Consider the following 22,478-nt stretch of genomic DNA (forward strand, 5'->3'; position numbering starts at 1 on the left):
AAGCCGTATGTTGCCATACATACGGTTTTTATCATTGTTACCAATTTAGTCAATAGACGAATAAACCAATTTTTTTAATAAGTAATGTTCGTTGTTTATATTGTCAATTCAAAATGAACTTGGTACAATAGACACAGAAATCAAATAAGATGAATTCGTATAATCGCGGGAATATGGCTCGCAAGTCTCTACCAAGCTACCGTAAATGGCTTGACTACGTAAACATTTCTTTCGTTTGATATAAATAAAACACGTTTATTTATTCGAACTGAAATCCGTCTGTAGTCAAGCGTCCCAAAATGTATTGGGACGTTTTTTATTTGGCGTTTTCAGGACAGAATAAATAGCAAAGAGTGAAGGGAGTCAAATAGCTTGAAAACGTTTTTTCAGTTTGATGAGCTGGGCACCAGCTATCGCAATGAAATCATTGGCGGATTAACGACTTTTTTATCTATGGCATATATTCTGTTCGTCAATCCGATTACGCTTGCTTTGGAGAGCGTGAAAGATTTTCCGGAGGCGCTGAGAATTGACCAGGGTGCGGTCTTTACGGCGACAGCGCTGGCGTCTGCAGCAGGCTGTATCTTAATGGGATTAATAGCGAGATATCCGATTGCCATTGCGCCGGGTATGGGGCTGAACGCGTTTTTTGCGTTTTCTGTTGTCCTTGGTATGGGTATTTCATGGCAGGCAGCTTTGTCCGGTGTTTTTATTTCAGGTCTTATTTTCGTTGCTCTTTCTTTAACAGGTTTTCGTGAAAAAATCATCAACGCCATTCCGCCTGAGCTGAAATTGGCAGTCGGTGCGGGGATCGGCCTGTTTATTACATTTGTTGGATTACAAGGTTCAGGAATCATTACAGCGAATCCTTCTACGCTCGTCACGATCGGAAACATTCACAGCGGTCCTGTGCTGTTAACGATTTTCGGTGTGATTGTCACGGTTATTTTAATGGTGCTTCGCGTGAACGCAGGCGTGTTTATCGGGATGCTATTAACAGCGGTAGCCGGCATGATTTTCGGTTTGGTTCCGGTTCCGACTCAAATTATCGGCAGTGTGCCAAGCCTTGCGCCGACTTTCGGACAAGCGTGGATTCACCTCCCGGATATTTTCTCTGTACAAATGCTGATCGTTATTTTAACATTCTTGTTTGTCGGATTTTTTGATACAGCTGGTACACTTGTTGCTGTGGCAACACAAGCTGGTTTAATGAAGGAAAACAAATTGCCGCGTGCGGGCCGTGCGCTTTTAGCTGATTCATCTTCTATTGTGATCGGTGCCGTGCTTGGTACGTCTACAACAACTTCTTACGTGGAATCAAGCTCAGGTGTCGCTGCGGGTGCCCGGTCAGGATTTGCCGCAATTGTAACAGGGATTCTCTTTTTACTGGCTACGTTTTTCTCGCCGCTCCTATCAGTCGTTACGTCAAATGTAACAGCGCCGGCGCTTATTATTGTTGGTGCATTGATGGTGGCGCCGCTTGGCAAAATCGCTTGGGATAAGTTCGAAGTGGCCGTTCCTGCTTTCCTTACCATGATCATGATGCCGTTAACGTACAGCATCGCGACTGGTATTGCCATCGGATTTATTTTCTATCCGATTACAATGGTGTGCAAAGGAAAAGCAAAAGAGGTTCATCCAATCATGTACGGGCTGTTTGTCGTATTTATCCTGTACTTTATCTTCTTAAAATAAGGAATGAAAAACCAGCTGCACTGGCAGCTGGTTTTTTTGTTGCAAAAGATAAAACCATTTCATACGATATACCGTCATGTAGATGTGCCGCCATGCTTTACTTAAATGGAAATGACTTGACTGTTCAGGAAGGCTTCGGTACCTTATATAAGTGTTTTATTTTCTTGCTGAATGGTATTCCGCCGTATTTTTTTGATAGGAGTTGCTGACATGACGGAAGAAAGAAAAGAAACGTTTGAAGAAGAAATTAACCAGAGTGAAAGAATAGATGCAGATGAAGAACCGCTATCGAGAATGTCCAGAAAGGCGAGCCGGCAAAGCAAGCAGAAGCAAAAACAAAAGCAGAAACCGCGCCAGGAACGCGGTGAATCAACTGTTAAAGACAAGCTTGCGTCTGTTTGGGCAGCCATCAACAGATATTGCGGTTTTGCGTTCTCGATTTTAAAATCTCCGGCGAAAACTGTCGTAACGGATGGTTTTTCTCATTATAAGTACGGTCTGATTTCAATGCTTATATTCAGTATCATTTTTTCAATTGGGAATTGGTTTCAGTTAAAGGCAAGCTGGAATCGGCCGCTCGGTTTCGGAGAACGCCATCATGCTTTCTATGACGGGTTTTTAGTTGTTCTTGTGTATTTGCTGATCTTTTTCGCGGTAATGGTCTTTGCTATATGGGCTGTCTCCCGCTATATGATGAAGCAGAAGGTGACGTTCAGAGAAGCGGCTGCCGTATTGGGTTCATTGCTTGTACCCGTAATTGCTGTTTCAATCCTTTGGCTGATCTTTGCGATCGTAAATATCCCAATGCTGACAGTACTGTTTACGGTGCTGATCTTGTTTTCCATCTTTTTTATCATCGCGCTGTATGTACAGCGTGTGTACCAGGCGGCACAAGATGCACCAATTGATTATATCTATTGTGTATTTGCAGTAGTTGCGATAGCGCTGCTGTTTACGGCAGTGACTTGGCCGTTTATTTCTGAATATATTACGGCGTCGTTGATTCCGCTTTAATGAAAAAACCGGCTAATCCTAGCCGGTTTTTTTATGTCACACTTTTTACAAATATATCTAAAAAACATAGTTGATTTGTAGGATTAACCCGTGTATGATGGGGAAAATGCTGAAAACGTCCAGCGCAAAAACCTTTATGTTTAAGGAGGATGATGGACATGGCTGATGTACTTCGCCGAGCAATTAACCAAAAGAAGCAATTTTTAAAAACCAAATTACTGCTCTCGGAATTTTATCAAGGAAGAGGGGAACAGCTTGCTGACTACACGCTGAGTGAGCTTGAGAAAGAATACAAGTCCCTTCAGAAAATGAAAAAAGAGATCTGACAATAGATATAAAGAGGTGAGTCTGCTGAAAAGCGGGCTTTTTTGTTTTGATTTTGAAAAGGCGAGAAAGAGGGTAAACTACTACTGTTCAACACATAAAAGCGTGTCGAAATATTTTGCTTAAGCTTACGGGCGAAGCTGATTGTAAACGGCTCATTTCTCTAGTAGAATATGAATGCTTTGTGCAAGCTGAAGAGTAGGGGGATGAATAAAATGATGCAAACCATCTTATCAAATGGGATAGCCATGGTTCTCATAATTCTCATTATTAATATTGTCTATGTGTCATTTTTTACGATAAGAATGATTTTAACGCTGAAAGGACAGCGTTATTTAGCGGCCGGCATCAGTACGATTGAAATACTGGTTTATGTGACAGGACTGAGTCTGGTGCTCGATAACTTAGACCAGATTCAAAATGTGATCGCGTACGCGCTCGGTTACGGTCTTGGCGTAATTGTCGGCATGAAAATAGAAGAAAAATTGGCGCTTGGCTATATTATGGTCAATGTGATTACGAAGGAGCTCGATCTTGATCTTCCGAAGCAGCTCCGTGAAAAAGGCTACGGCGTGACAAACTGGGTGGCAGGCGGGCTTGAAGGCGACCGCACAGCCCTTCAGATCCTGACGCCGAGAAGATATGAACTCCAGCTATATGATACGATTAAAACACTTGATTCAAAAGCCTTTATTATTGCGTACGAACCAAAAACAATCCACGGCGGCTTCTGGGTCAAAGCGGTGAAGAAGAGGAGAATTAAAGAATAATGGCAAAGCCGAAGAAGAAAAAGTTTGAAGTGACAGAGCAGCAAACGATTGATGCGGTGCTTCAGCAAATGAAAGAAGAAGGATATCTGCCTGTAAGGCGAATGGAAGAGCCTATTTTTATGGAAAAAAAGGAAAATGGGTCAATTCAGATCGTTCCGTGCGGGAAAAAAATCGTATTTGAAGGGAAATTGATCTAAAACACGAACATTAGTAGAATGAATTTTTGTATCGTTCGATAATATCGTTGACATTATCCATGTCCGTTGTTAAGATAAACATGAAATCAAAACACGACCTCATATAATCTTGGGAATATGGCCCATAAGTTTCTACCCGGCAACCGTAAATTGCCGGACTATGCAGGAAAGTGATCGATAAAACTGACATGGATATATCGCAGAAGCGAACGACTGACGATACATGTACCATGCCCGGTTTGTATTGCTTCCTCATAAGTGCAATGCAGAGCGGGTATTTTTTATTTTCTGAAAACAAAAGCATTAGAAGGTGGGGAACAGAATGCAGCCGCTAGTAGGAATCATCATGGGAAGCACTTCCGATTGGGAGACAATGAAACACGCATGCGACATACTTGACGAACTCAATGTTCCGTACGAAAAAAAGGTCGTTTCCGCTCACCGGACGCCTGATTTCATGTTTGAATATGCTGAAACTGCTAGAGAAAGAGGCATCAAGGTGATTATTGCCGGTGCCGGAGGAGCGGCGCATCTGCCAGGGATGACGGCTGCGAAAACAACACTGCCAGTCATTGGAGTTCCGGTTCAGTCCAAGGCGCTGAACGGAATGGATTCACTTCTTTCCATCGTCCAAATGCCTGGAGGCGTGCCTGTTGCGACAACATCCATCGGCAAAGCGGGTGCTGTGAACGCAGGCCTGTTAGCGGCGCAAATTTTGTCAGCATTTGACGAAGACCTTGCCCGTAAGCTGGATGAGAGAAGAGAAAATACAAAACAGACAGTGTTAGAAAGCAGTGATCAGCTTGTCTAAACAAATCATCTATCCGGGAGCTGTAATCGGCATTATCGGCGGCGGCCAGCTTGGGAAAATGATGGCTGTGTCCGCCAAACAAATGGGGTATAAAGTCGCGGTCGTTGATCCGGTGAAAGATTCGCCGTGCGGGCAGGTTGCGGATGTCGAAATTACCGCTCATTATAATGACCGTGAAGCGATTCGAAAATTGGCTGAAATCAGCGATATCATCACATATGAGTTTGAAAACATCGACTATGATGCGCTGCATTGGCTAAAAGATCATGCGTATCTCCCGCAAGGAAGTGAGCTGCTGCTTATTACCCAAAACCGTGAAACAGAGAAAAAAGCAATTCAATCCGCGGGCTGTGAAGTCGCACCGTACAGCATCGTCAAAACAAAGAATGAATTGAAACAGGCAGTACAGGAGCTCAGGCTTCCGGCAGTGCTGAAAACATGCCGCGGCGGGTACGACGGCAAAGGCCAATTTGTGATAAAAGAAGAGGCGCAAATGGAGCAGGCAGCCGCTCTGTTAGAACACGGAACTTGCATTCTTGAAAGCTGGGTTTCTTTTAAAATGGAACTGTCGGTGATCGTCGTTAGATCGGTAAACGGTGAAATTTCAACATTTCCGACAGCTGAAAACATTCACCACAACAATATTCTTTTCCAAAGCATCGTGCCCGCACGGGTAGAGAAAGGGATTCAGCAGAAGGCTGCTGATCTCGCAGTTAAGCTTGCAGATGAGCTTAACCTTGTCGGACCGCTTGCTGTTGAGATGTTCCTGACAGAGGACGGAGAGCTTTTGGTCAATGAACTGGCGCCAAGACCGCACAATTCAGGGCATTATACGCTGGACCTTTGCGAGACGAGCCAGTTTGAGCAGCATATCAGAGCGGTATGCGGGCTTCCGCTTGGGAAGACAGATTTGCTGAAGCCGGGCATGATGGTGAATCTTCTCGGCGATGAAGTGAAGCTTGTTGAGGAAGACCCGGAGCTTTTAAAAGAGGCAAAGCTATATATATACGGAAAACATGAAATCAAAAAAGGCCGCAAAATGGGGCATATTACATTTATGAAGCAGCCTGAAGACGAATGGATTCAGGAGATCACAAATAAATGGATGAATAGAGACGGAGGACAAGCAGAATGATCGAACGTTATTCAAGACCTGAAATGTCCGCGATTTGGACGGATGAAAACAGATTTCAAGCATGGTTAGAGGTTGAAATTCTTGCCTGTGAAGCGTGGGCGGAGCTTGGCGTCATTCCGAAAGAAGATGTAAAGGTTATGCGCGAAAACGCGTCATATGACATCAACCGCATTTTAGAAATCGAAAAGGACACGCGCCATGACGTTGTCGCTTTTACGCGCGCTGTATCCGAATCACTGGGCGAAGAAAGAAAATGGGTGCATTACGGCTTAACGTCAACTGACGTTGTTGATACGGCTCTTTCCTACTTATTAAAACAGGCAAACGATATTTTGCTCAAGGATCTTGAGAGATTTGTTGACATTATAAAAGAAAAAGCGAAAGAACATAAATACACAGTCATGATGGGGCGCACACACGGCGTACACGCTGAGCCTACAACATTCGGCTTAAAACTTGCGCTTTGGCATGAAGAAATGAAACGTAATCTTGAGCGCTTCAAACAAGCGAAAGCAGGCATCGAGGTTGGAAAGATTTCCGGTGCTGTCGGCACATATGCGAACATTGATCCATTTGTTGAACAATATGTCTGTGAGAAGCTCGGATTGAAAGCAGCACCGATTTCCACTCAAACCCTTCAGCGTGACCGCCATGCTGACTATATGGCAACACTTGCTTTGATCGCGACAAGCATCGAGAAATTCGCTGTGGAAATCCGCGGACTGCAAAAGAGTGAAACACGTGAAGTAGAGGAATTTTTCGCGAAAGGGCAAAAGGGTTCATCTGCAATGCCGCATAAACGAAATCCGATTGGCTCTGAAAACATGACAGGCATGGCGCGCGTGATCCGCGGCTACATGATGACAGCTTACGAAAATGTTCCATTATGGCATGAGCGCGATATTTCTCATTCTTCAGCAGAACGAATTATTCTTCCGGATGCGACAATTGCGCTGAACTACATGCTGAACCGCTTCTCCAACATCGTGAAGAACTTAACGGTCTTCCCGGAAAACATGAAGCGCAACATGGACCGCACTCTCGGCCTTATCTATTCTCAGCGTGTGCTCCTTGCTTTGATTGACACAGGCCTGACTCGTGAAGAAGCCTATGATACAGTTCAGCCGAAAGCAATGGAAGCGTGGGAAAAACAAGTGCCGTTCCGCGAGCTTGTGGAAGCGGAAGAGAAAATCACGTCACGTCTTTCTCCAGAAAAAATTGCTGACTGCTTTGATTACAATTACCATCTGAAAAATGTTGATCTGATCTTTGAACGTTTAGGTTTAGCATAGAAGAAGCTTTTAGCGGCTTCTTCTAAGCCGCCGCAGTTTGAAAATTCCCAACATTCGGGTTAGGAGGCCTTCCGTGAATATTGTGAAGAATGAACTTTTATACGAAGGAAAAGCAAAAAAGATCTACAAAACCGATGACGAAAACACGCTGTATGTCGTGTATAAAGACTCCGCCACTGCCTTTAACGGCGAGAAAAAAGCAGAAATCAGCGGAAAAGGGCGCTTAAATAATGAAATTTCAAGCCTCATTTTCAAACACCTTCATGCTAAGGGCATTAACAATCATTTTATCGAGCGCATTTCGGAAACGGAGCAGCTCATTAAAAAGGTAACGATTGTGCCGCTTGAAGTCGTGGTAAGAAATGTTGTGGCAGGAAGCATGTCCAAACGTCTCGGCATTCCAGAAGGCACGGAGCTTGAGCAGCCGATTATCGAGTTTTACTACAAGGATGACGCGCTGGGTGATCCGCTCATCACAGAAGATCATATTTGGCTTTTGAAGGCGGCGACTCCTGAGCAGGTAGAAACCATTAAGTCCATTACAACAATAGTAAATGAAGAGCTTCAAAGCATCTTCGACGATTGTCATGTCAGATTAATAGATTTCAAGCTTGAATTCGGTTTAGATGCAGAAGGGCAAGTGCTTTTGGCGGATGAAATATCTCCTGACACATGCCGCTTGTGGGATAAAGAAACGAACGAAAAGCTGGACAAAGATTTATTCAGACGCAATCTGGGAAGCTTAACCGACGCATACGAAGAGATTTTCAATAGACTGGGAGGCATTCATCATGTATAAAGTAAAAGTTTATGTCAGCTTAAAAGAAAGTGTACTAGATCCACAAGGGAGCGCTGTCCAGCATGCCTTGCACAGTATGACTTACAACGAAGTTCAAGATGTGCGCATCGGGAAATACATGGAGCTTACCATTGAAAAATCTGACCGTGATCTTGACGTGCTAGTGAAAGAAATGTGCGAAAAACTTCTTGCGAACACAGTGATTGAAGATTATAGATATGAGGTTGAGGAGGTAGTCGCACAGTGAAATTTGCGGTGATTGTGTTACCCGGCTCCAACTGTGATATCGATATGTATCATGCTGTAAAGGATGAGCTCGGCCATGAAGTGGAATACGTCTGGCATGAGGAAACAAGCCTTGACGGCTTCGACGGCGTGTTAATTCCGGGAGGATTTTCTTACGGCGATTACTTAAGATGCGGCGCCATCGCCCGATTTGCGAATATTATGCCAGCTGTCAAACAAGCAGCGGCTGAAGGAAAACCTGTTCTTGGCGTCTGTAACGGATTCCAGATTTTACAGGAGCTTGGGCTGCTGCCAGGCGCAATGAGACGCAACAAAGATCTGAAGTTCATTTGCCGTCCGGTTGAATTGATTGTTCAGAACGACGAAACCTTATTCACAGCTTCCTACGAAAAGGGAGAATCGATTACAATCCCGGTTGCCCATGGTGAAGGGAATTTCTACTGTGATGACGAGACGCTTGCTACATTAAAGGAAAACAATCAAATTGCTTTCACATACGGCTCTAATATTAATGGAAGTGTCAGCGACATTGCCGGTGTCGTGAATGAGAAAGGCAATGTATTAGGCATGATGCCTCACCCTGAGCGCGCGGTCGATGAACTGCTTGGAAGCGCCGACGGTCTTAAATTGTTCCAGTCTATCGTGAAAAATTGGAGGGAAACTCATGTCACTACTGCTTGAACCAAGTAAAGAACAAATAAAAGAAGAGAAACTGTATCAGCAAATGGGTGTCAGTGATGATGAGTTTGCATTGATAGAATCCATTCTTGGAAGATTGCCGAACTACACAGAAATCGGAATTTTTTCTGTCATGTGGTCTGAGCATTGCAGCTATAAAAACTCAAAGCCGATTCTGCGTAAATTCCCGACAAGCGGCGAGCGTGTGCTGCAGGGGCCGGGGGAAGGCGCCGGAATCGTTGATATCGGTGATAACCAAGCGGTTGTGTTCAAAATTGAATCACATAACCACCCATCAGCTCTCGAGCCTTACCAAGGCGCTGCGACTGGCGTAGGCGGAATTATCCGTGATGTATTCTCAATGGGTGCACGCCCAATCGCTGTATTGAACTCTCTTCGATTTGGTGAACTGACTTCACCCCGCGTGAAGTACTTGTTTGAAGAAGTAGTAGCGGGTATCGCCGGATACGGCAACTGTATCGGCATCCCGACAGTCGGCGGAGAAGTGCAGTTTGACAGCAGCTATGAAGGAAATCCGCTCGTCAACGCAATGTGCGTCGGTTTAATCAACCATGAAGACATCAAAAAAGGCCAGGCAAAGGGTGTCGGCAACACAGTAATGTACGTAGGAGCGAAAACAGGGCGTGACGGCATCCACGGCGCTACGTTTGCTTCTGAAGAAATGTCAGACTCGTCTGAAGAAAAGCGTTCTGCTGTCCAAGTCGGCGATCCGTTTATGGAGAAGCTTTTGCTTGAAGCATGTCTGGAAGTCATCCAATGCGACGCCTTAGTCGGCATTCAGGATATGGGAGCTGCCGGTTTAACAAGCTCAAGTGCAGAAATGGCAAGTAAAGCCGGTTCTGGCATTGAAATGAATCTTGACCTGATTCCTCAGCGCGAAACAGGCATGACCGCGTATGAAATGATGCTTTCTGAATCACAAGAACGGATGCTTTTGGTTATTGAGCGCGGACGTGAGCAGGAAATCATCGATATTTTTGACAAGTATGATCTTGAAGCGGTTTCTGTCGGACATGTGACAGATGATAAAATGCTTCGCCTGACACATAAAGGAGAGGTTGTGTGCGAGCTGCCTGTTGATGCCTTGGCAGAAGAAGCACCGGTTTACCATAAGCCTTCTCAAGAGCCTGCTTACTATCGCGAGTTTTTGGAAACAGACGTTCCGGCTCCGCAAATTGAAGATGCGAATGAAATGCTGAAGGCCCTTCTTCAGCAGCCGACGATTGCGAGTAAAGAGTGGGTTTATGATCAGTATGACTACATGGTGCGCACGAATACAGTTGTCGCTCCTGGGTCTGATGCTGGTGTTCTCAGAATCCGCGGAACGAAAAAGGCGCTGGCGATGACGACAGACTGTAACGCGCGTTATCTCTATCTTGATCCTGAAGTCGGAGGGAAAATTGCTGTCGCTGAAGCAGCGCGCAACATCATTTGCTCAGGCGCAGAACCGCTTGCGGTGACAGATAACCTTAACTTCGGAAACCCTGAGAAGCCGGAAATCTTCTGGCAGATCGAAAAAGCGGCAGACGGCATAAGCGAAGCGTGCAATGTTCTCAGCACTCCGGTTATCGGCGGTAACGTATCGCTTTATAACGAATCAAACGGCACGGCGATCTATCCGACACCAGTTATCGGCATGGTCGGCCTAATTGAAGATACAGCGCACATTACAACACAGCATTTCAAACAAGCAGGAGATCTCGTATACGTGATCGGCGAAACAAAACCAGAGTTTGCCGGAAGCGAGCTGCAAAAAATGACAGAAGGCCGTATTTACGGCAAAGCGCCGCAAATCGATCTTGATGTCGAGCTGTCTCGTCAAAAAGCACTGCTTGACGCGATTAAAAAAGGCTTCGTTCAATCTGCGCATGATGTGTCTGAAGGCGGCTTAGGCGTAGCGATTGCGGAAAGTGTCATGACGACGGAAAACCTTGGCGCTAATGTGACTGTAGAAGGGGAAGCGGCGTTATTATTCTCTGAATCTCAATCCCGCTTCGTCGTTTCAGTGAAAAAAGAACATCAAGCTGCGTTTGAAGCAACTGTCAAAGATGCGGTTCATATTGGTGAGGTAACAGCTGACGGAATTCTGGCGATTCAAAACCAAGACGGACAACAAATGATTCATGCGCAAACGAAAGAGCTTGAACGCGTATGGAAAGGAGCTATCCCATGCTTGCTGAAATCAAAGGCTTAAATGAAGAATGCGGCGTTTTTGGGATTTGGGGACATGAAGAAGCCCCGCAGATCACGTATTACGGTCTCCACAGCCTTCAGCACCGAGGACAGGAGGGTGCTGGCATCGTAGCGACTGACGGTGAAAAGCTGACGGCTCACAAAGGCCAAGGGCTGATCACTGAAGTATTTCAAAACGGCGAACTCAGCAAAGTAAAGGGAAAAGGCGCTATCGGGCACGTTCGGTACGCAACGGCTGGAGGCGGCGGATACGAAAATGTTCAGCCGCTCCTCTTCCGTTCCCAAAACAACGGCAGCCTGGCGCTTGCTCATAACGGAAATCTTGTCAATGCCACTCAGCTGAAGCAGCAGCTTGAAAATCAAGGGAGCATCTTTCAAACCTCTTCGGATACAGAGGTTTTGGCTCACCTGATCAAAAGAAGCGGACACTTCACGCTGAAGGATCAAATTAAAAACTCGCTTTCTATGCTGAAAGGCGCCTACGCGTTCCTGATCATGACCGAAACAGAAATGATTGTCGCACTTGATCCGAACGGGCTGAGACCGCTATCCATCGGCATGATGGGCGATGCTTATGTGGTCGCATCAGAAACATGCGCATTTGACGTCGTCGGCGCAACGTACCTTCGCGAGGTAGAGCCGGGGGAAATGCTGATCATTAATGATGAAGGCATGAAATCAGAGCGTTTTTCCATGAATATCAATCGTTCCATTTGCAGCATGGAGTACATTTATTTCTCCAGACCAGACAGCAATATTGACGGTATTAATGTGCACAGTGCCCGTAAAAACCTTGGGAAAATGCTGGCTCAGGAATCCGCAGTTGAAGCTGACGTCGTAACCGGGGTTCCGGATTCCAGTATTTCAGCGGCGATCGGCTATGCAGAGGCAACAGGCATTCCGTATGAGCTTGGCTTAATCAAAAACCGTTATGTTGGCAGAACGTTTATTCAGCCGTCCCAGGCTCTGCGTGAGCAAGGCGTCAGAATGAAGCTGTCTGCGGTGCGCGGGGTTGTAGAAGGCAAACGCGTCGTGATGGTGGATGACTCTATCGTACGCGGAACAACTAGCCGCCGGATTGTCACGATGCTTAGAGAAGCGGGTGCGACAGAGGTGCATGTGAAAATCAGTTCACCGCCGATCGCTCATCCGTGCTTTTATGGCATTGATACTTCCACACATGAAGAACTGATCGCGTCTTCGCATTCTGTTGAAGAAATCCGTCAGGAAATCGGAGCCGATACCCTCTCATTTTTGAGTGTGGAAGGGCTGCTGAAAGGCATCGGCAGAAAATACGATGACTCGAATTGCGGACAGTGTCTCGCTTGCTTTACAGGAAAATATCCGACTGAAATTTACCAGGATACAGTGCTTCCTCACGTAAAAGAAGCAGTATTAACCAAATAAAACTTGAAAAATGACATAAAGGCAGCGCAGTTCGGCTGCCTTTCTCTTTCTGCCCTCGTTCGGGGAGATATTTTGAAAAGCGCCTTAAAGGAGTGAATAGGATGTCTGAAGCATATAAAAACGCAGGAGTTGACATCGAAGCCGGATATGAAGCTGTCAAACGAATGAAAAAACACGTGGAGCGCACGAAACGGCTTGGCGTTATGGGCAGCCTTGGCGGTTTTGGCGGCATGTTTGACCTGTCTGAGCTTTCTTATCAAAAACCAGTTCTCATTTCGGGAACGGACGGTGTCGGCACAAAATTAAAGCTCGCTTTTTCCATGGATAAGCATGACACGATTGGCGTGGATGCTGTTGCAATGTGTGTCAATGACGTGCTGGCACAAGGTGCAGAGCCGCTGTTTTTCCTCGATTATTTAGCGGTTGGCAAAGCGGACCCAGTGAAAATTGAACAGATTGTACAAGGTGTTGCGGAAGGCTGTGAGCAGTCAGGTTCAGCCTTAGTCGGCGGTGAAACGGCTGAAATGCCGGGACTCTATACAGCTGATGAATACGATATTGCCGGTTTCTCAGTCGGAGTGGCAGAAAAGGACGAAATCGTGACTGGAGAAAATATCGAAGAGGGCCATCTGTTGATCGGCCTCAGCTCCAGCGGCCTTCACAGCAACGGCTTTTCCCTTGTCAGAAAAGTGCTTCTGGATGATGCGGAGCTGGACCTCGATACAACATATGAGCCGTTTGAACGCCCGCTTGGCGAGGAATTGCTTGAACCGACAAGGATTTACGTGAAGCCTGTGCTTGCCGCGGTCAAAAGCGGAAAAATCGACGGCATGGCGCACGTGACAGGCGGAGGATTTATTGAAAATATTCCGCGTATGCTTCCGGAAGGCTTAAGTGCGGAAATTGATCATGGCTCATGGCCGATCCCGCCGATTTTCTCTTTCCTGCAAGAGTACGGCAAGCTGAAGGAAGAAGACATGTTCAACGTCTTTAATATGGGGATCGGTTTTGTTTTGGCTGTCAAAGAAGAGCATCTGACAGATGTGATCAGAACGCTTGAAAGCCATGGCGAAAAAGCCTATTTAATCGGGCGTGTGAAAAAAGGTGAAGGCGTCACATTCGGCGGTGCGGCACTTTCATGAAAAAGTTTGCGGTATTTGCATCAGGAAACGGTTCAAACTTCGAAGCCATCGTTACGCGTTTGAAGGAGGAGAACTGGGATGCGTCAGCAGCGCTCCTCGTTTGCGACAAACCGCAGGCGAAAGTCATCGAACGGGCGGAAGCATTCCACATTCCATCCTTTGCATTTGAGCCGAAGTCTTATGAAAACAAGGCCGCATTTGAACAAGCCATCATTGAACAGCTTCGTCTTCACGAGGTTGAATTGATTGTTCTTGCCGGCTATATGAGGCTAATTGGTGATACGCTCCTTCAAGCATATGGAGGAAAAATCATTAACATTCACCCGTCGCTTCTTCCGGCGTTTCCTGGGATCGACGCAGTCGGACAGGCGTTCCGGGCGGGTGTGAAGGTGGCCGGAATCACCGTGCATTATGTCGATGAAGGAATGGATACAGGTCCGATCATCGCTCAAAAGGCAATCGAAATTGATGAACATGATACATTGGAAACAATCGAACAGCGGATTCACAAGCTTGAGCATAAATGGTATCCGAGTGTGATTAAACAGCTATTAGGATTAAATAACAGAGGTGAAAAGGCATGACCATTAAACGTGCGTTAATCAGTGTTTCAGATAAAACAAATCTCGTTCCTTTCGTAAAAGAACTGACAGAGCTTGGCATTGAAGTCATCTCCACAGGCGGAACGAAAAAGCTTCTTCAAGAAAACGGTGTGGATGTGATCGGAATTTCTGAAGTGACAGGCTTCCCTGAAATTATGGACGGCCGGTTAAAAACCCTTCACCCGAATATTCACGGCGGCCTTCTGGCGGTTCGCGGCAATGAAGAGCATATGGCGCAGATCAATGAACACGGGATTCAGCCGATTGACCTCGTTGTCGTCAACCTCTATCCATTTAAAGAAACGATTTCTAAGGAAGACGTCACATATGAAGAAGCGATCGAAAATATCGACATCGGCGGACCTGGCATGCTGCGTGCGGCATCAAAGAACCATCAGGATGTCACGGTTATCGTCGATCCGGCCGATTACAGCCCAGTGCTAAATCAAATCAAAGAAGAAGGCAGCGTATCTCTTCAGAAAAAACGCGAGCTCGCGGCAAAAGTATTCCGTCATACTGCGGCATATGATGCACTGATCGCTGACTATCTGACAAATGTTGTCGGTGAAAAAGAACCAGAGCAATTCACTGTGACATTTGAGAAAAAACAATCGCTTCGCTATGGAGAAAACCCGCATCAGGAAGCAACTTTCTATCAAACAGCTCTTCCTGTCAAAGGCTCCATTGCGCAAGCAGAACAGCTTCACGGAAAAGAGCTTTCTTACAACAACATTAAAGACACGGATGCGGCAGTTCAAATCGTTCGTGAATTCACTGAACCGGCTGCTGTTGCTGTGAAGCACATGAACCCGTGCGGTGTAGGAACAGGAAAAACGATCGCAGAAGCGTTTGACAGAGCGTTTGAAGCGGATAAAACATCTATCTTCGGCGGCATTATCGCGCTGAACCGTGAAGTGGACAAGGCAACTGCCGAAGCGCTTCACAACATTTTCTTAGAAATCATCATTGCGCCTTCATTCAGCCAAGAAGCGCTCGACGTCCTGACTGCGAAGAAAAATCTCCGTCTGCTGACGCTTGACGTATCCGCCGCTGTTCAAAAGGAAAAACAACTGACATCTGTTCAAGGCGGGCTGCTGATTCAAGATTTAGATATGCACGGCTTCGATGATGCTGAGATTAGCATTCCGACAAAAAGAGAGCCGAACGAGCAAGAGTGGGAAGACTTGAAGCTTGCTTGGAAAGTCGTGAAGCATGTGAAATCAAATGCGATTGTTCTCGCGAAGGACAACATGACAGTCGGCGTGGGAGCAGGCCAAATGAACCGCGTCGGATCGGCAAAAATCGCAATCGAGCAAGCAGGGGAAAAAGCGAAGGGCAGCGCGCTCGGTTCGGATGCATATTTCCCAATGCCAGATACTGTCGAAGAAGCGGCAAAAGCGGGCGTTACAGCCATCATTCAGCCAGGCGGATCGATCCGAGATGAGGATTCCATCAAAAAAGCGGATGAATACGGCATTGCCATGGTATTCACCGGCATCAGACACTTCAAACATTAAGGGGATGAAAACGACGTGAATGTATTAATTATCGGTAAAGGCGGAAGAGAACATACGCTGGCGTGGAAGGCAGCGCAAAGCAGCCTCGTCGAGAATGTATTTGCCGCTCCCGGAAATGACGGCATGGCAGCTTCCGCTCAGCTTGTAAACATTGAGGAAAGCGACCACGCAGGGCTTGTCTCATTTGCAAAACAAAATCAGGTCGGCCTGACCATTGTCGGCCCTGAGGTTCCTTTAATTGAAGGTCTGGTGGATGAATTCGAAAAAGCGGGCTTACATGTGTTCGGTCCGTCAAAAGCTGCGGCGATCATCGAAGGAAGCAAACAGTTCGCTAAGGATTTAATGAAGAAATACGACATTCCGACCGCAGAATACGAGACGTTTACATCCTTTGATGAGGCGAAGGCATATGTGCAGGAAAAAGGTGCTCCGATTGTGATAAAAGCAGATGGACTTGCAGCTGGAAAAGGCGTTACTGTGGCTATGACAGAGGAAGAAGCAATTGCGTGCTTGCATGACTTTCTTGAAGATGAAAAGTTCGGTGATGCGAGCGCGTCCGTTGTCATTGAAGAATATCTTTCTGGTGAAGAATTTTCTCTAATGGCCTTTGTCAAAGGGGAAAAGGTGTATCCGATGGTGATTGCCCAGGATCACAAGCGGGCGTTTGACGGAGACAAAGGCCCGAATACAGGCGGCATGGGCGCCTACTCGCCAGTTCCGCAAATTTCGGAAGAAACGGTCCGCCATGCTGTAGAAACGATCGTTAAGCCGGCTGCAAAAGCAATGGTACAAGAAGGCCGTTCCTTCACTGGCGTTTTGTACGCTGGATTGATGCTTACTGAAAACGGCTCGAAGGTCATTGAATTTAATGCCCGTTTCGGCGATCCGGAAACACAGGTCGTGCTTCCGCGCATGGAATCTGATCTGGTACAGGTGCTTCTTGATCTTTTAGATGATAAGGAAGTTGACTTAAGATGGAAGGATACCGCGGCAGTGAGTGTTGTGCTTGCATCAGAAGGGTATCCGGAAAGCTATGCAAAAGGCACGCCGATCGGCAGCCTTGCAGCAGAAACTGAGCAGGTCGTGGTCTTCCATGCCGGAACGAAAGCAGAAGGTGGAGAGTTCGTTACAAACGGGGGGCGCGTCGCCAATGTGACGGCTTTTGATGAAACGTTTGAAGCGGCTAGAGACCGAGTGTACAAAGCGGTTGATGAAATTTTCAAACCGGGACTCTTTTTCAGAAAAGACATTGGGGCACGCGCTTTAAAGGCTGCCCAAAAATAAGTGAGGAAAACCCGCAGAATAGCTGCGGGTTTTTTGTTATCAAAAAGCGGGATGGCAGCTAGAAGAAGAAAGCACAACGAGCGTGGTTGGTTTTCCATGGGCCATCGAGGTGTCAATAAAATCCTCAAGCGTATGTACCGATTCAGTCACGACCTTTGTCACATAGCTGTACATCCCCGTGATGCGGTGGTTTTCTGCTACATCAGGATGCGATGTTGCAAAGGCGGCGTAGTGCTTGCAGCTTTTCGGCTCCATGAGAATAAAAGCGGTGACATGCTTGTTTAGTTTTTCGTAACAGATATTCGCGCTGTAGCCGGTAATCACTCCTTTGTCTTCCAGCTTCCTGACACGCTCCGCCGCGCTTGGCGAGCTGAGTCCGACAAGCTTTCCCAGCTCAACCATCGTTAATCTGCCGTTTCGCTGCAAATGCGAGAGAATCTGAAGGTCTGTATCGTCCATTTGTCTGGCTCCTTTACATATTTAGGCGAATGAATGAAAATTCCTTTGATCGTAAGGTAATGCTGTTGATTTAACTTCATTGTAGCATATGGATGCCGTCTTATTTTTTCTATAATAAAGCCATCAATCAGAGAGGGGGCATCATGTTGCCAGAATTGCAGCGCTCTATTACTTGGATACAAGGGACGGCGTTAACGATTGGGGCGGTTTTAGGATGCGGGATATTAATCCTGCCGTCTGTCACCGCGGACACGGCCGGCCCCGCTTCTTTATTTGTTTGGGTGTTCATGTCCTTCTTATCCTTTTTTCTTGTCGGCACGCTGGCCCGGCTTGTGAAAATAGCGCCTAGCGCGGGAGGAATCACGGCTTATGTGCAGCTGGCCTTTCAGAAAAAAGCCGGGGCTATTTTGGGCTGGATCATGTTAGGGTCCGTTCCGATCGGCGTTCCCATCATCGCTTTGACTGGCGCGCATTACGTCAGTTACATCACAGAGGCGGCCGATTGGCAGATTACATTGATTGCTGGTTGCATGCTGGCTATATCTATTTTGCTTCATATGAGAGGGATTCAACTATCAGCAAACATTAGTACACTCGTTATATGTGTCATCGTATTTCTGCTTGTCACTTCTATTGCTGTGTCATTGCCACACGTCACGATAGCAGAATTCAAGCCGTTTCTTCCGCATGGCTGGTCTGCCGCTGGATCTGTTTCTGTTATGATTTTTTTCTCTTTTGTAGGCTGGGAAATGATTACCCCGTTGGCTGAGGAATTTCATCGTCCTGAAAAAGATGTCCCGCTCAGCTTGTTTTTGGCAGCGTCTTGTGTGGCGGGGCTGTATATCATGCTGTCATTTGTGACCGTGGGTACTCATTCATATGGAGAGAATGGAGAAATTGCATCGCTTGCCATGCTCATTTCAAAAGGAGCAGGAGAAAGCGGTGTATATGTCACGGTATGTTTAGCGCTGTTTATTACATTCGCCACCATCCATGCCAATATTGCCGGTTTTTCAAGAATGGTGTACGCATTGGCGAGAGAGGGGCACATACCCGTATTTTTTGGAAAACTCAGTGCGACAAAACGTACGCCTATTCGCGTTTTGACAGCGATGGCCGCAGTGTTTGGCTTAGTGCTTGCAGCGCATGGTCTGTTTCAAATCGATTTGACGACTCTGTTGAAAGGGCCGAGCGCGGCTTTTATCGCATCTTACATATGTACAATGGCGGCAGCACTGAAACTGCTGGGCAGGAGAGATATAGGCTGGTGGATGGCGCTCGGGGCATTTGTGGCGTGCGCGGTGATTTATTCATTCAGCGGCTGGGCACTGCTTTATCCGGCAGTGCTGGCAGCTGCAGGATATTTCTATATGAAAACAAAGGGTGGGCATAAAAAAAAGCTTGATCACGTTTTGTGATCAAGCTTTTCCATTTATCCGTTTTGATGCTCGTTATTTCCAGAATCGCTGTGTTGAAACATGTAGGTCACAGGACAGAAGCGCAAGATTCCCGAACCCGCTTTCATGGCCCCCATAAAGATGTAAAAGAGATGCATTCTGCACCAAGGTTTTTTCGTAAACTTTGCACTGGCGGCTGACATAATCGTCAATCCGCAGGCGATTCTGAACACGGCATTGATGAGACTGATGTTTGGCTTCAAGGAAATCCGCTCCTTTTACTTAAAAAAGTTTTTTAATCGAACCTTCAAAAATTTGTAACGTTTTTATCGTGCGTGATGAGGAAGGATGTGATACCATGAGTCTAATACATGTAAAGGAGAGTATGTGAATGTCCGAACGCACCTTTAACTGGAAAAACAAAGACATCAGGGCACAGGTTGATGTTGTAGACTCAAAGCTGCTTCCAACGCTCCTTTTACGGAATGCTCTCGTCTTAAATCCATATGTAAAACAATGGCTGAAAAAAAACATTTGGATTTATCAGGACCGCATTGTTTATGTGGGTCATGAACTTCCGAATAGAGCCGAAGAAATTCATACGATTGATTGTGAAGGAAAATACATTGTGCCAGGTTATATTGAACCGCACGCACATCCTTTTCAAATATATAATCCCCAAACACTGGCGGAATATGTGTCTCAATACGGAACAACGACATTCGTGAATGATAACTTATTTTTGCTTTTGCAAAGCGGAAAAAAGAAAGCGCTTACGATTTTGAATGAACTCAAAAAGCAGCCTGTCCAGTATTTTTGGTGGTCACGCTATGACCTCCAGACCGAGGTTCTGAACGAGGACCACGTCCTTCCATTTGACGTCAGAAAACAGTGGATTGAACATCCGGATGTGATTCAAGGCGGAGAAATGACCGGATGGCCTCGCCTGGTAGATGGTGATGATTTAATGCTCCACTGTATGCAAGCTACAAAGAAACAGAGAAAACGTATTGAAGGGCATTTTCCCGGCGCTTCTGATAAAACGCTTACAAAAATGAAGCTGTTCGGTGCGGATTGTGATCATGAAGCGATGACAGGTGATGAAGTGATGAGAAGGCTGGAACTGGGCTATTATGTTTCCCTTCGGAACTCTTCCATTCGCCCCGATGTAAGAAAAATCTTGCAAGAGCTGCATGAGAAGGGCTTCCGCTATTATGACCACTTCTTTTACACGACAGATGGCGCAACCCCGAATTTCTATAAAGGCGGCATGACAAACGAGCTGATTCGCATTGCGTTAGAAGAAGGCGTACCTGCAATCGACGCCTACAATATGGCATCATTTAATATCGCAAAGTATTACCAAATGGATGATTATTTAGGAGTTGTCGGACCGGGCAGACTGGCATCGCTAAACATACTGGAAGATCCGTTAAATCCGAATCCAGTGACTGTTCTGTCAAAAGGGACCATTCTGCGTGAAAACGGCTGTGATTTGAAGGCGTTTACAAAGACGGACTGGCACAAAGGCGGTCTTGTCCCGCTTGAGCTTTCATATGATATGACGATGGATGACTTGCAGTTTTCTATGCCGATGGGCGTGAAAATGCGGAATGCGGTTATTATGGAGCCATATATGATTGAGATCGACAATTCGATGGAACAGCTCTCGTTTGACCATGATGAAAGTTATTTGACGATGCTCGACAGACACGGGAAATGGCGCGTCAATACGATGATAAAAGGGTTTGCCTCAAGCGTGCAGGGATTTGTAAGCTCCTTTACGACGACGGGCGACATTGTCGCGATTGGAAAAAATAAAGCGGATATGCTGCTCGCTTTCGCCCGCATGAAAGAAATCGGAGGAGGAATTGTTTTAGCGGAGAACGGAAACATTCTGCATGAAATCCCGCTTGCGCTGTGCGGCTGCGCCTCTTCGGAAGCGTATGAAGACGTGCTTGAGAAGGAACAAAAGCTGAGAGATCTTTTGACTGAAAGAGGCTATGAGTTTTGCGATCCTATCTATACGCTGCTCTTTTTGCAAAGTACGCACCTTCCGTATATACGCATTACGCCAAGAGGAATATTCGACGTCATGAAAAAAACTGTACTCTTTCCATCGATAATGCGTTAAAATATAAAAGAGCAGGGAGCCGACATATGAAAAAATGGATGACAGTTTGCGCGCTGTGTTTCGTGTTTTTTCTGCTGGTATCCTGCCAGCAGAAGGATGCTGTCCCGGATACTGCAAAGAAGCTGAAAGCTCCTTTAACGGGGCTAAAGACTGAACAGAAAGTGACTGAACGCCGCCCTGTTGCTGTTGTGGTGAACAATCACCCGAAGGCGAGGCCGCAGTCGGGTCTGTCTAAAGCCGACATTGTCATAGAAGCGCTAGCCGAAGGGCAAATCACAAGATTTCTGGCCATTTTCCAAAGCCAGATGCCTGAAACTGTCGGACCTGTGCGGAGCGCGCGGGAATATTTCGTCACTCTCAGCAATGGCTTTGACAGCATATTTGTCCATCACGGCTGGAGTCCCGGCGCCAAAAAGCAGCTGGAATCCGGAGCTGCCGATTATATGAACGGATTGGATTTTGACGGAAGCTTATTTTGGAGAGCTGATTTCAGCAAACCGCCCCACAATTCCTATACGTCTTATGATTACATAAAAAAGGCGGCAGAACAAAAGGGTTATAAGCTGAAGCAGGAAACAAATCCGCTGCTGTTTCAAACATCAGATGCAAAACCTGCAAATGAATCTTACAATGTTCGGGTAGATTATGGAACAAATAACGTTACAAATCTTGTCGAATACAACTATGATAAAAAAGCTGAATTTTATACAAGAAGCTCTGATGGTGTCATAACGACAGACCGGGAAACCGGAAAGCCGGTTGCAATGCAAAATATTTTCATTGTTGAAGCCAGCCATCATATTATTGATCAAGATGGAAGGCGGGACATCGACTTGGAATCAGGAGGAAAAGGTCTGTTGTTTCAGCACGGAAACGTCATTGAAACAGACTGGAAACAAGTGAATGGCAGAATTGTGCCGGTAAAAGACGGCAAGTGGCTTCCGTTTGTGCCAGGAAAGACTTGGATCAATATCGTACCTGATCTTGATGCGGCTTCCATTAGTAAAGGAGAAGGTGTGTAACGATGCAAATCGATAAATTACGCGGCAAAGAGCTGGACCAGTTATTTAACTCGATCTTATCGCTGAAAGACCTGGAGGAATGTTACCGATTCTTCGATGATCTATGCACAATTAACGAAATTCAATCGCTGGCTCAGCGCCTTGAAGTGGCGCGCATGCTTCGCGAAGGAAACACGTATCATAAGATTGAAACAGAAACAGGCGCTTCCACGGCTACGATTTCCCGTGTGAAACGCTGCTTAAATTACGGAAATGACGCTTATGAAATGGCGCTTGACCGTGTGAAGGAGACGGAAACAGAGTCTTCTTCCAAATAAAAAACCGCCCTGCCGTCTGGCA

23 protein-coding genes and 2 riboswitches are annotated in these 22,478 nt (G+C 46.2%); of the genes, 21 read left to right on the plus strand and 2 right to left on the minus strand.

All coding sequences use genetic code 11. The annotated features are described in order from the left end of the window. Positions 1–135 precede the first annotated feature (135 nt). Positions 136–237, plus strand: a riboswitch (purine riboswitch). A gap of 135 nt (positions 238–372) precedes the next feature. From pbuG to purD, 17 genes are all read left to right on the plus strand, one after another. Beyond that, positions 373–1,695: a hypoxanthine/guanine permease PbuG gene (gene pbuG, locus NST22_RS03525; RefSeq protein ID WP_003243780.1), complete on the plus strand. Its 1,323-nt coding sequence runs from the start codon at positions 373–375 to the stop codon at positions 1,693–1,695. Between the two features lie 210 nt (positions 1,696–1,905). Further along, positions 1,906–2,709, plus strand: a complete 804-nt coding sequence (locus tag NST22_RS03530; RefSeq protein ID WP_003242783.1) for a hypothetical protein — start codon at positions 1,906–1,908, stop codon at positions 2,707–2,709. 158 nt (positions 2,710–2,867) lie between these two features. After that, the gene (locus NST22_RS03535) at positions 2,868–3,035 is read left to right on the plus strand and encodes a Fur-regulated basic protein FbpA (RefSeq protein WP_003244066.1); all 168 of its coding nucleotides are present in this window, start codon (positions 2,868–2,870) and stop codon (positions 3,033–3,035) included. A 213-nt stretch (positions 3,036–3,248) separates the two neighbouring features. Next, positions 3,249–3,803, plus strand: a complete 555-nt coding sequence (locus tag NST22_RS03540) for a DUF5698 domain-containing protein (RefSeq protein WP_009966729.1) — start codon at positions 3,249–3,251, stop codon at positions 3,801–3,803. Continuing rightward, positions 3,803–4,000 carry an NETI motif-containing protein gene (locus tag NST22_RS03545; protein WP_003219403.1) on the plus strand — a complete coding sequence of 66 codons (198 nt, stop codon included), beginning with the start codon at positions 3,803–3,805 and terminating at the stop codon, positions 3,998–4,000. Before NST22_RS03540 ends, NST22_RS03545 begins: the two co-directional genes overlap by 1 nt. Positions 4,001–4,079: 79 nt before the next feature. Next, positions 4,080–4,181: riboswitch (purine riboswitch) on the plus strand. 141 nt (positions 4,182–4,322) lie between these two features. Further along, on the plus strand, positions 4,323–4,811 hold the full coding sequence (purE, locus tag NST22_RS03550) for a 5-(carboxyamino)imidazole ribonucleotide mutase (protein ID WP_003244134.1): 489 nt from the start codon (positions 4,323–4,325) through the stop codon (positions 4,809–4,811). Beyond that, positions 4,804–5,946 (plus strand): 5-(carboxyamino)imidazole ribonucleotide synthase, encoded by a 1,143-nt coding sequence (gene purK, locus NST22_RS03555; protein ID WP_009966735.1) that lies wholly within the window; start codon positions 4,804–4,806, stop codon positions 5,944–5,946. Before purE ends, purK begins: the two co-directional genes overlap by 8 nt. Continuing rightward, positions 5,943–7,238, plus strand: coding sequence for an adenylosuccinate lyase (gene purB, locus NST22_RS03560; protein WP_019712794.1), 1,296 nt, complete (start codon positions 5,943–5,945; stop codon positions 7,236–7,238). The genes purK and purB overlap by 4 nt, the downstream gene beginning before the upstream one ends. Before the next feature lie 73 nt (positions 7,239–7,311). After that, positions 7,312–8,037, plus strand: a complete 726-nt coding sequence (purC, locus tag NST22_RS03565) for a phosphoribosylaminoimidazolesuccinocarboxamide synthase (RefSeq protein WP_003242871.1) — start codon at positions 7,312–7,314, stop codon at positions 8,035–8,037. Then, positions 8,030–8,284, plus strand: coding sequence for a phosphoribosylformylglycinamidine synthase subunit PurS (purS, locus tag NST22_RS03570; RefSeq protein ID WP_003219409.1), 255 nt, complete (start codon positions 8,030–8,032; stop codon positions 8,282–8,284). The genes purC and purS overlap by 8 nt, the downstream gene beginning before the upstream one ends. Further along, a complete protein-coding gene (gene purQ, locus NST22_RS03575; RefSeq protein WP_003243954.1) occupies positions 8,281–8,964 on the plus strand; it encodes a phosphoribosylformylglycinamidine synthase subunit PurQ in 684 nt (227 codons plus the stop codon). The genes purS and purQ overlap by 4 nt, the downstream gene beginning before the upstream one ends. Beyond that, positions 8,948–11,176 carry a phosphoribosylformylglycinamidine synthase subunit PurL gene (gene purL, locus NST22_RS03580; protein WP_003244429.1) on the plus strand — a complete coding sequence of 743 codons (2,229 nt, stop codon included), beginning with the start codon at positions 8,948–8,950 and terminating at the stop codon, positions 11,174–11,176. The genes purQ and purL overlap by 17 nt, the downstream gene beginning before the upstream one ends. Continuing rightward, positions 11,152–12,582, plus strand: coding sequence for an amidophosphoribosyltransferase (gene purF / locus NST22_RS03585; RefSeq protein WP_003233947.1), 1,431 nt, complete (start codon positions 11,152–11,154; stop codon positions 12,580–12,582). The genes purL and purF overlap by 25 nt, the downstream gene beginning before the upstream one ends. A 101-nt stretch (positions 12,583–12,683) precedes the next feature. Next, positions 12,684–13,724, plus strand: a complete 1,041-nt coding sequence (gene purM / locus NST22_RS03590; protein ID WP_015715442.1) for a phosphoribosylformylglycinamidine cyclo-ligase — start codon at positions 12,684–12,686, stop codon at positions 13,722–13,724. Then, positions 13,721–14,308, plus strand: coding sequence for a phosphoribosylglycinamide formyltransferase (gene purN / locus NST22_RS03595; RefSeq protein WP_015252651.1), 588 nt, complete (start codon positions 13,721–13,723; stop codon positions 14,306–14,308). Before purM ends, purN begins: the two co-directional genes overlap by 4 nt. After that, a complete protein-coding gene (gene purH, locus NST22_RS03600; RefSeq protein ID WP_019712795.1) occupies positions 14,305–15,843 on the plus strand; it encodes a bifunctional phosphoribosylaminoimidazolecarboxamide formyltransferase/IMP cyclohydrolase in 1,539 nt (512 codons plus the stop codon). The genes purN and purH overlap by 4 nt, the downstream gene beginning before the upstream one ends. 15 nt (positions 15,844–15,858) lie before the next feature. Further along, the gene (gene purD, locus NST22_RS03605; protein ID WP_003242993.1) at positions 15,859–17,127 is read left to right on the plus strand and encodes a phosphoribosylamine--glycine ligase; all 1,269 of its coding nucleotides are present in this window, start codon (positions 15,859–15,861) and stop codon (positions 17,125–17,127) included. Between the two features lie 39 nt (positions 17,128–17,166). Here purD and NST22_RS03610 read toward each other — a convergent pair whose 3' ends face one another. After that, positions 17,167–17,586, minus strand: a complete 420-nt coding sequence (locus NST22_RS03610; RefSeq protein WP_003242890.1) for an Lrp/AsnC family transcriptional regulator — start codon at positions 17,584–17,586, stop codon at positions 17,167–17,169. A 143-nt stretch (positions 17,587–17,729) separates the two neighbouring features. Between NST22_RS03610 and NST22_RS03615 the strand changes: the two genes are divergently transcribed. Further along, complete coding sequence (locus tag NST22_RS03615; RefSeq protein WP_003242474.1) at positions 17,730–19,004, plus strand: amino acid permease; 1,275 nt, start codon at positions 17,730–17,732, stop codon at positions 19,002–19,004. Positions 19,005–19,018: 14 nt separating this feature from the next. Here NST22_RS03615 and NST22_RS03620 read toward each other — a convergent pair whose 3' ends face one another. After that, positions 19,019–19,246 carry a DUF2892 domain-containing protein gene (locus NST22_RS03620; protein WP_003233931.1) on the minus strand — a complete coding sequence of 76 codons (228 nt, stop codon included), beginning with the start codon at positions 19,244–19,246 and terminating at the stop codon, positions 19,019–19,021. 128 nt (positions 19,247–19,374) lie between these two features. On the opposite strand from NST22_RS03620, the gene NST22_RS03625 reads away from it, so the two are divergent. From NST22_RS03625 to NST22_RS03635, 3 genes are read left to right on the plus strand one after another with little or no spacing between them, the layout of a single operon-like run. Next, entirely contained in the window at positions 19,375–21,117 is a 1,743-nt protein-coding gene (locus tag NST22_RS03625) for an adenine deaminase (protein WP_003233929.1), read from the plus strand. 26 nt (positions 21,118–21,143) lie between these two features. Continuing rightward, on the plus strand, positions 21,144–22,139 hold the full coding sequence (locus NST22_RS03630; RefSeq protein WP_003233927.1) for a DUF3048 domain-containing protein: 996 nt from the start codon (positions 21,144–21,146) through the stop codon (positions 22,137–22,139). A 2-nt stretch (positions 22,140–22,141) separates the two neighbouring features. Beyond that, positions 22,142–22,456 carry a YerC/YecD family TrpR-related protein gene (locus tag NST22_RS03635; RefSeq protein ID WP_003219429.1) on the plus strand — a complete coding sequence of 105 codons (315 nt, stop codon included), beginning with the start codon at positions 22,142–22,144 and terminating at the stop codon, positions 22,454–22,456. Positions 22,457–22,478 lie beyond the last annotated feature (22 nt).

This window comes from Bacillus sp. PS237, from assembly GCF_037963345.1.
Taxonomy (GTDB): Bacteria; Bacillota; Bacilli; order Bacillales; family Bacillaceae; genus Bacillus; species Bacillus subtilis.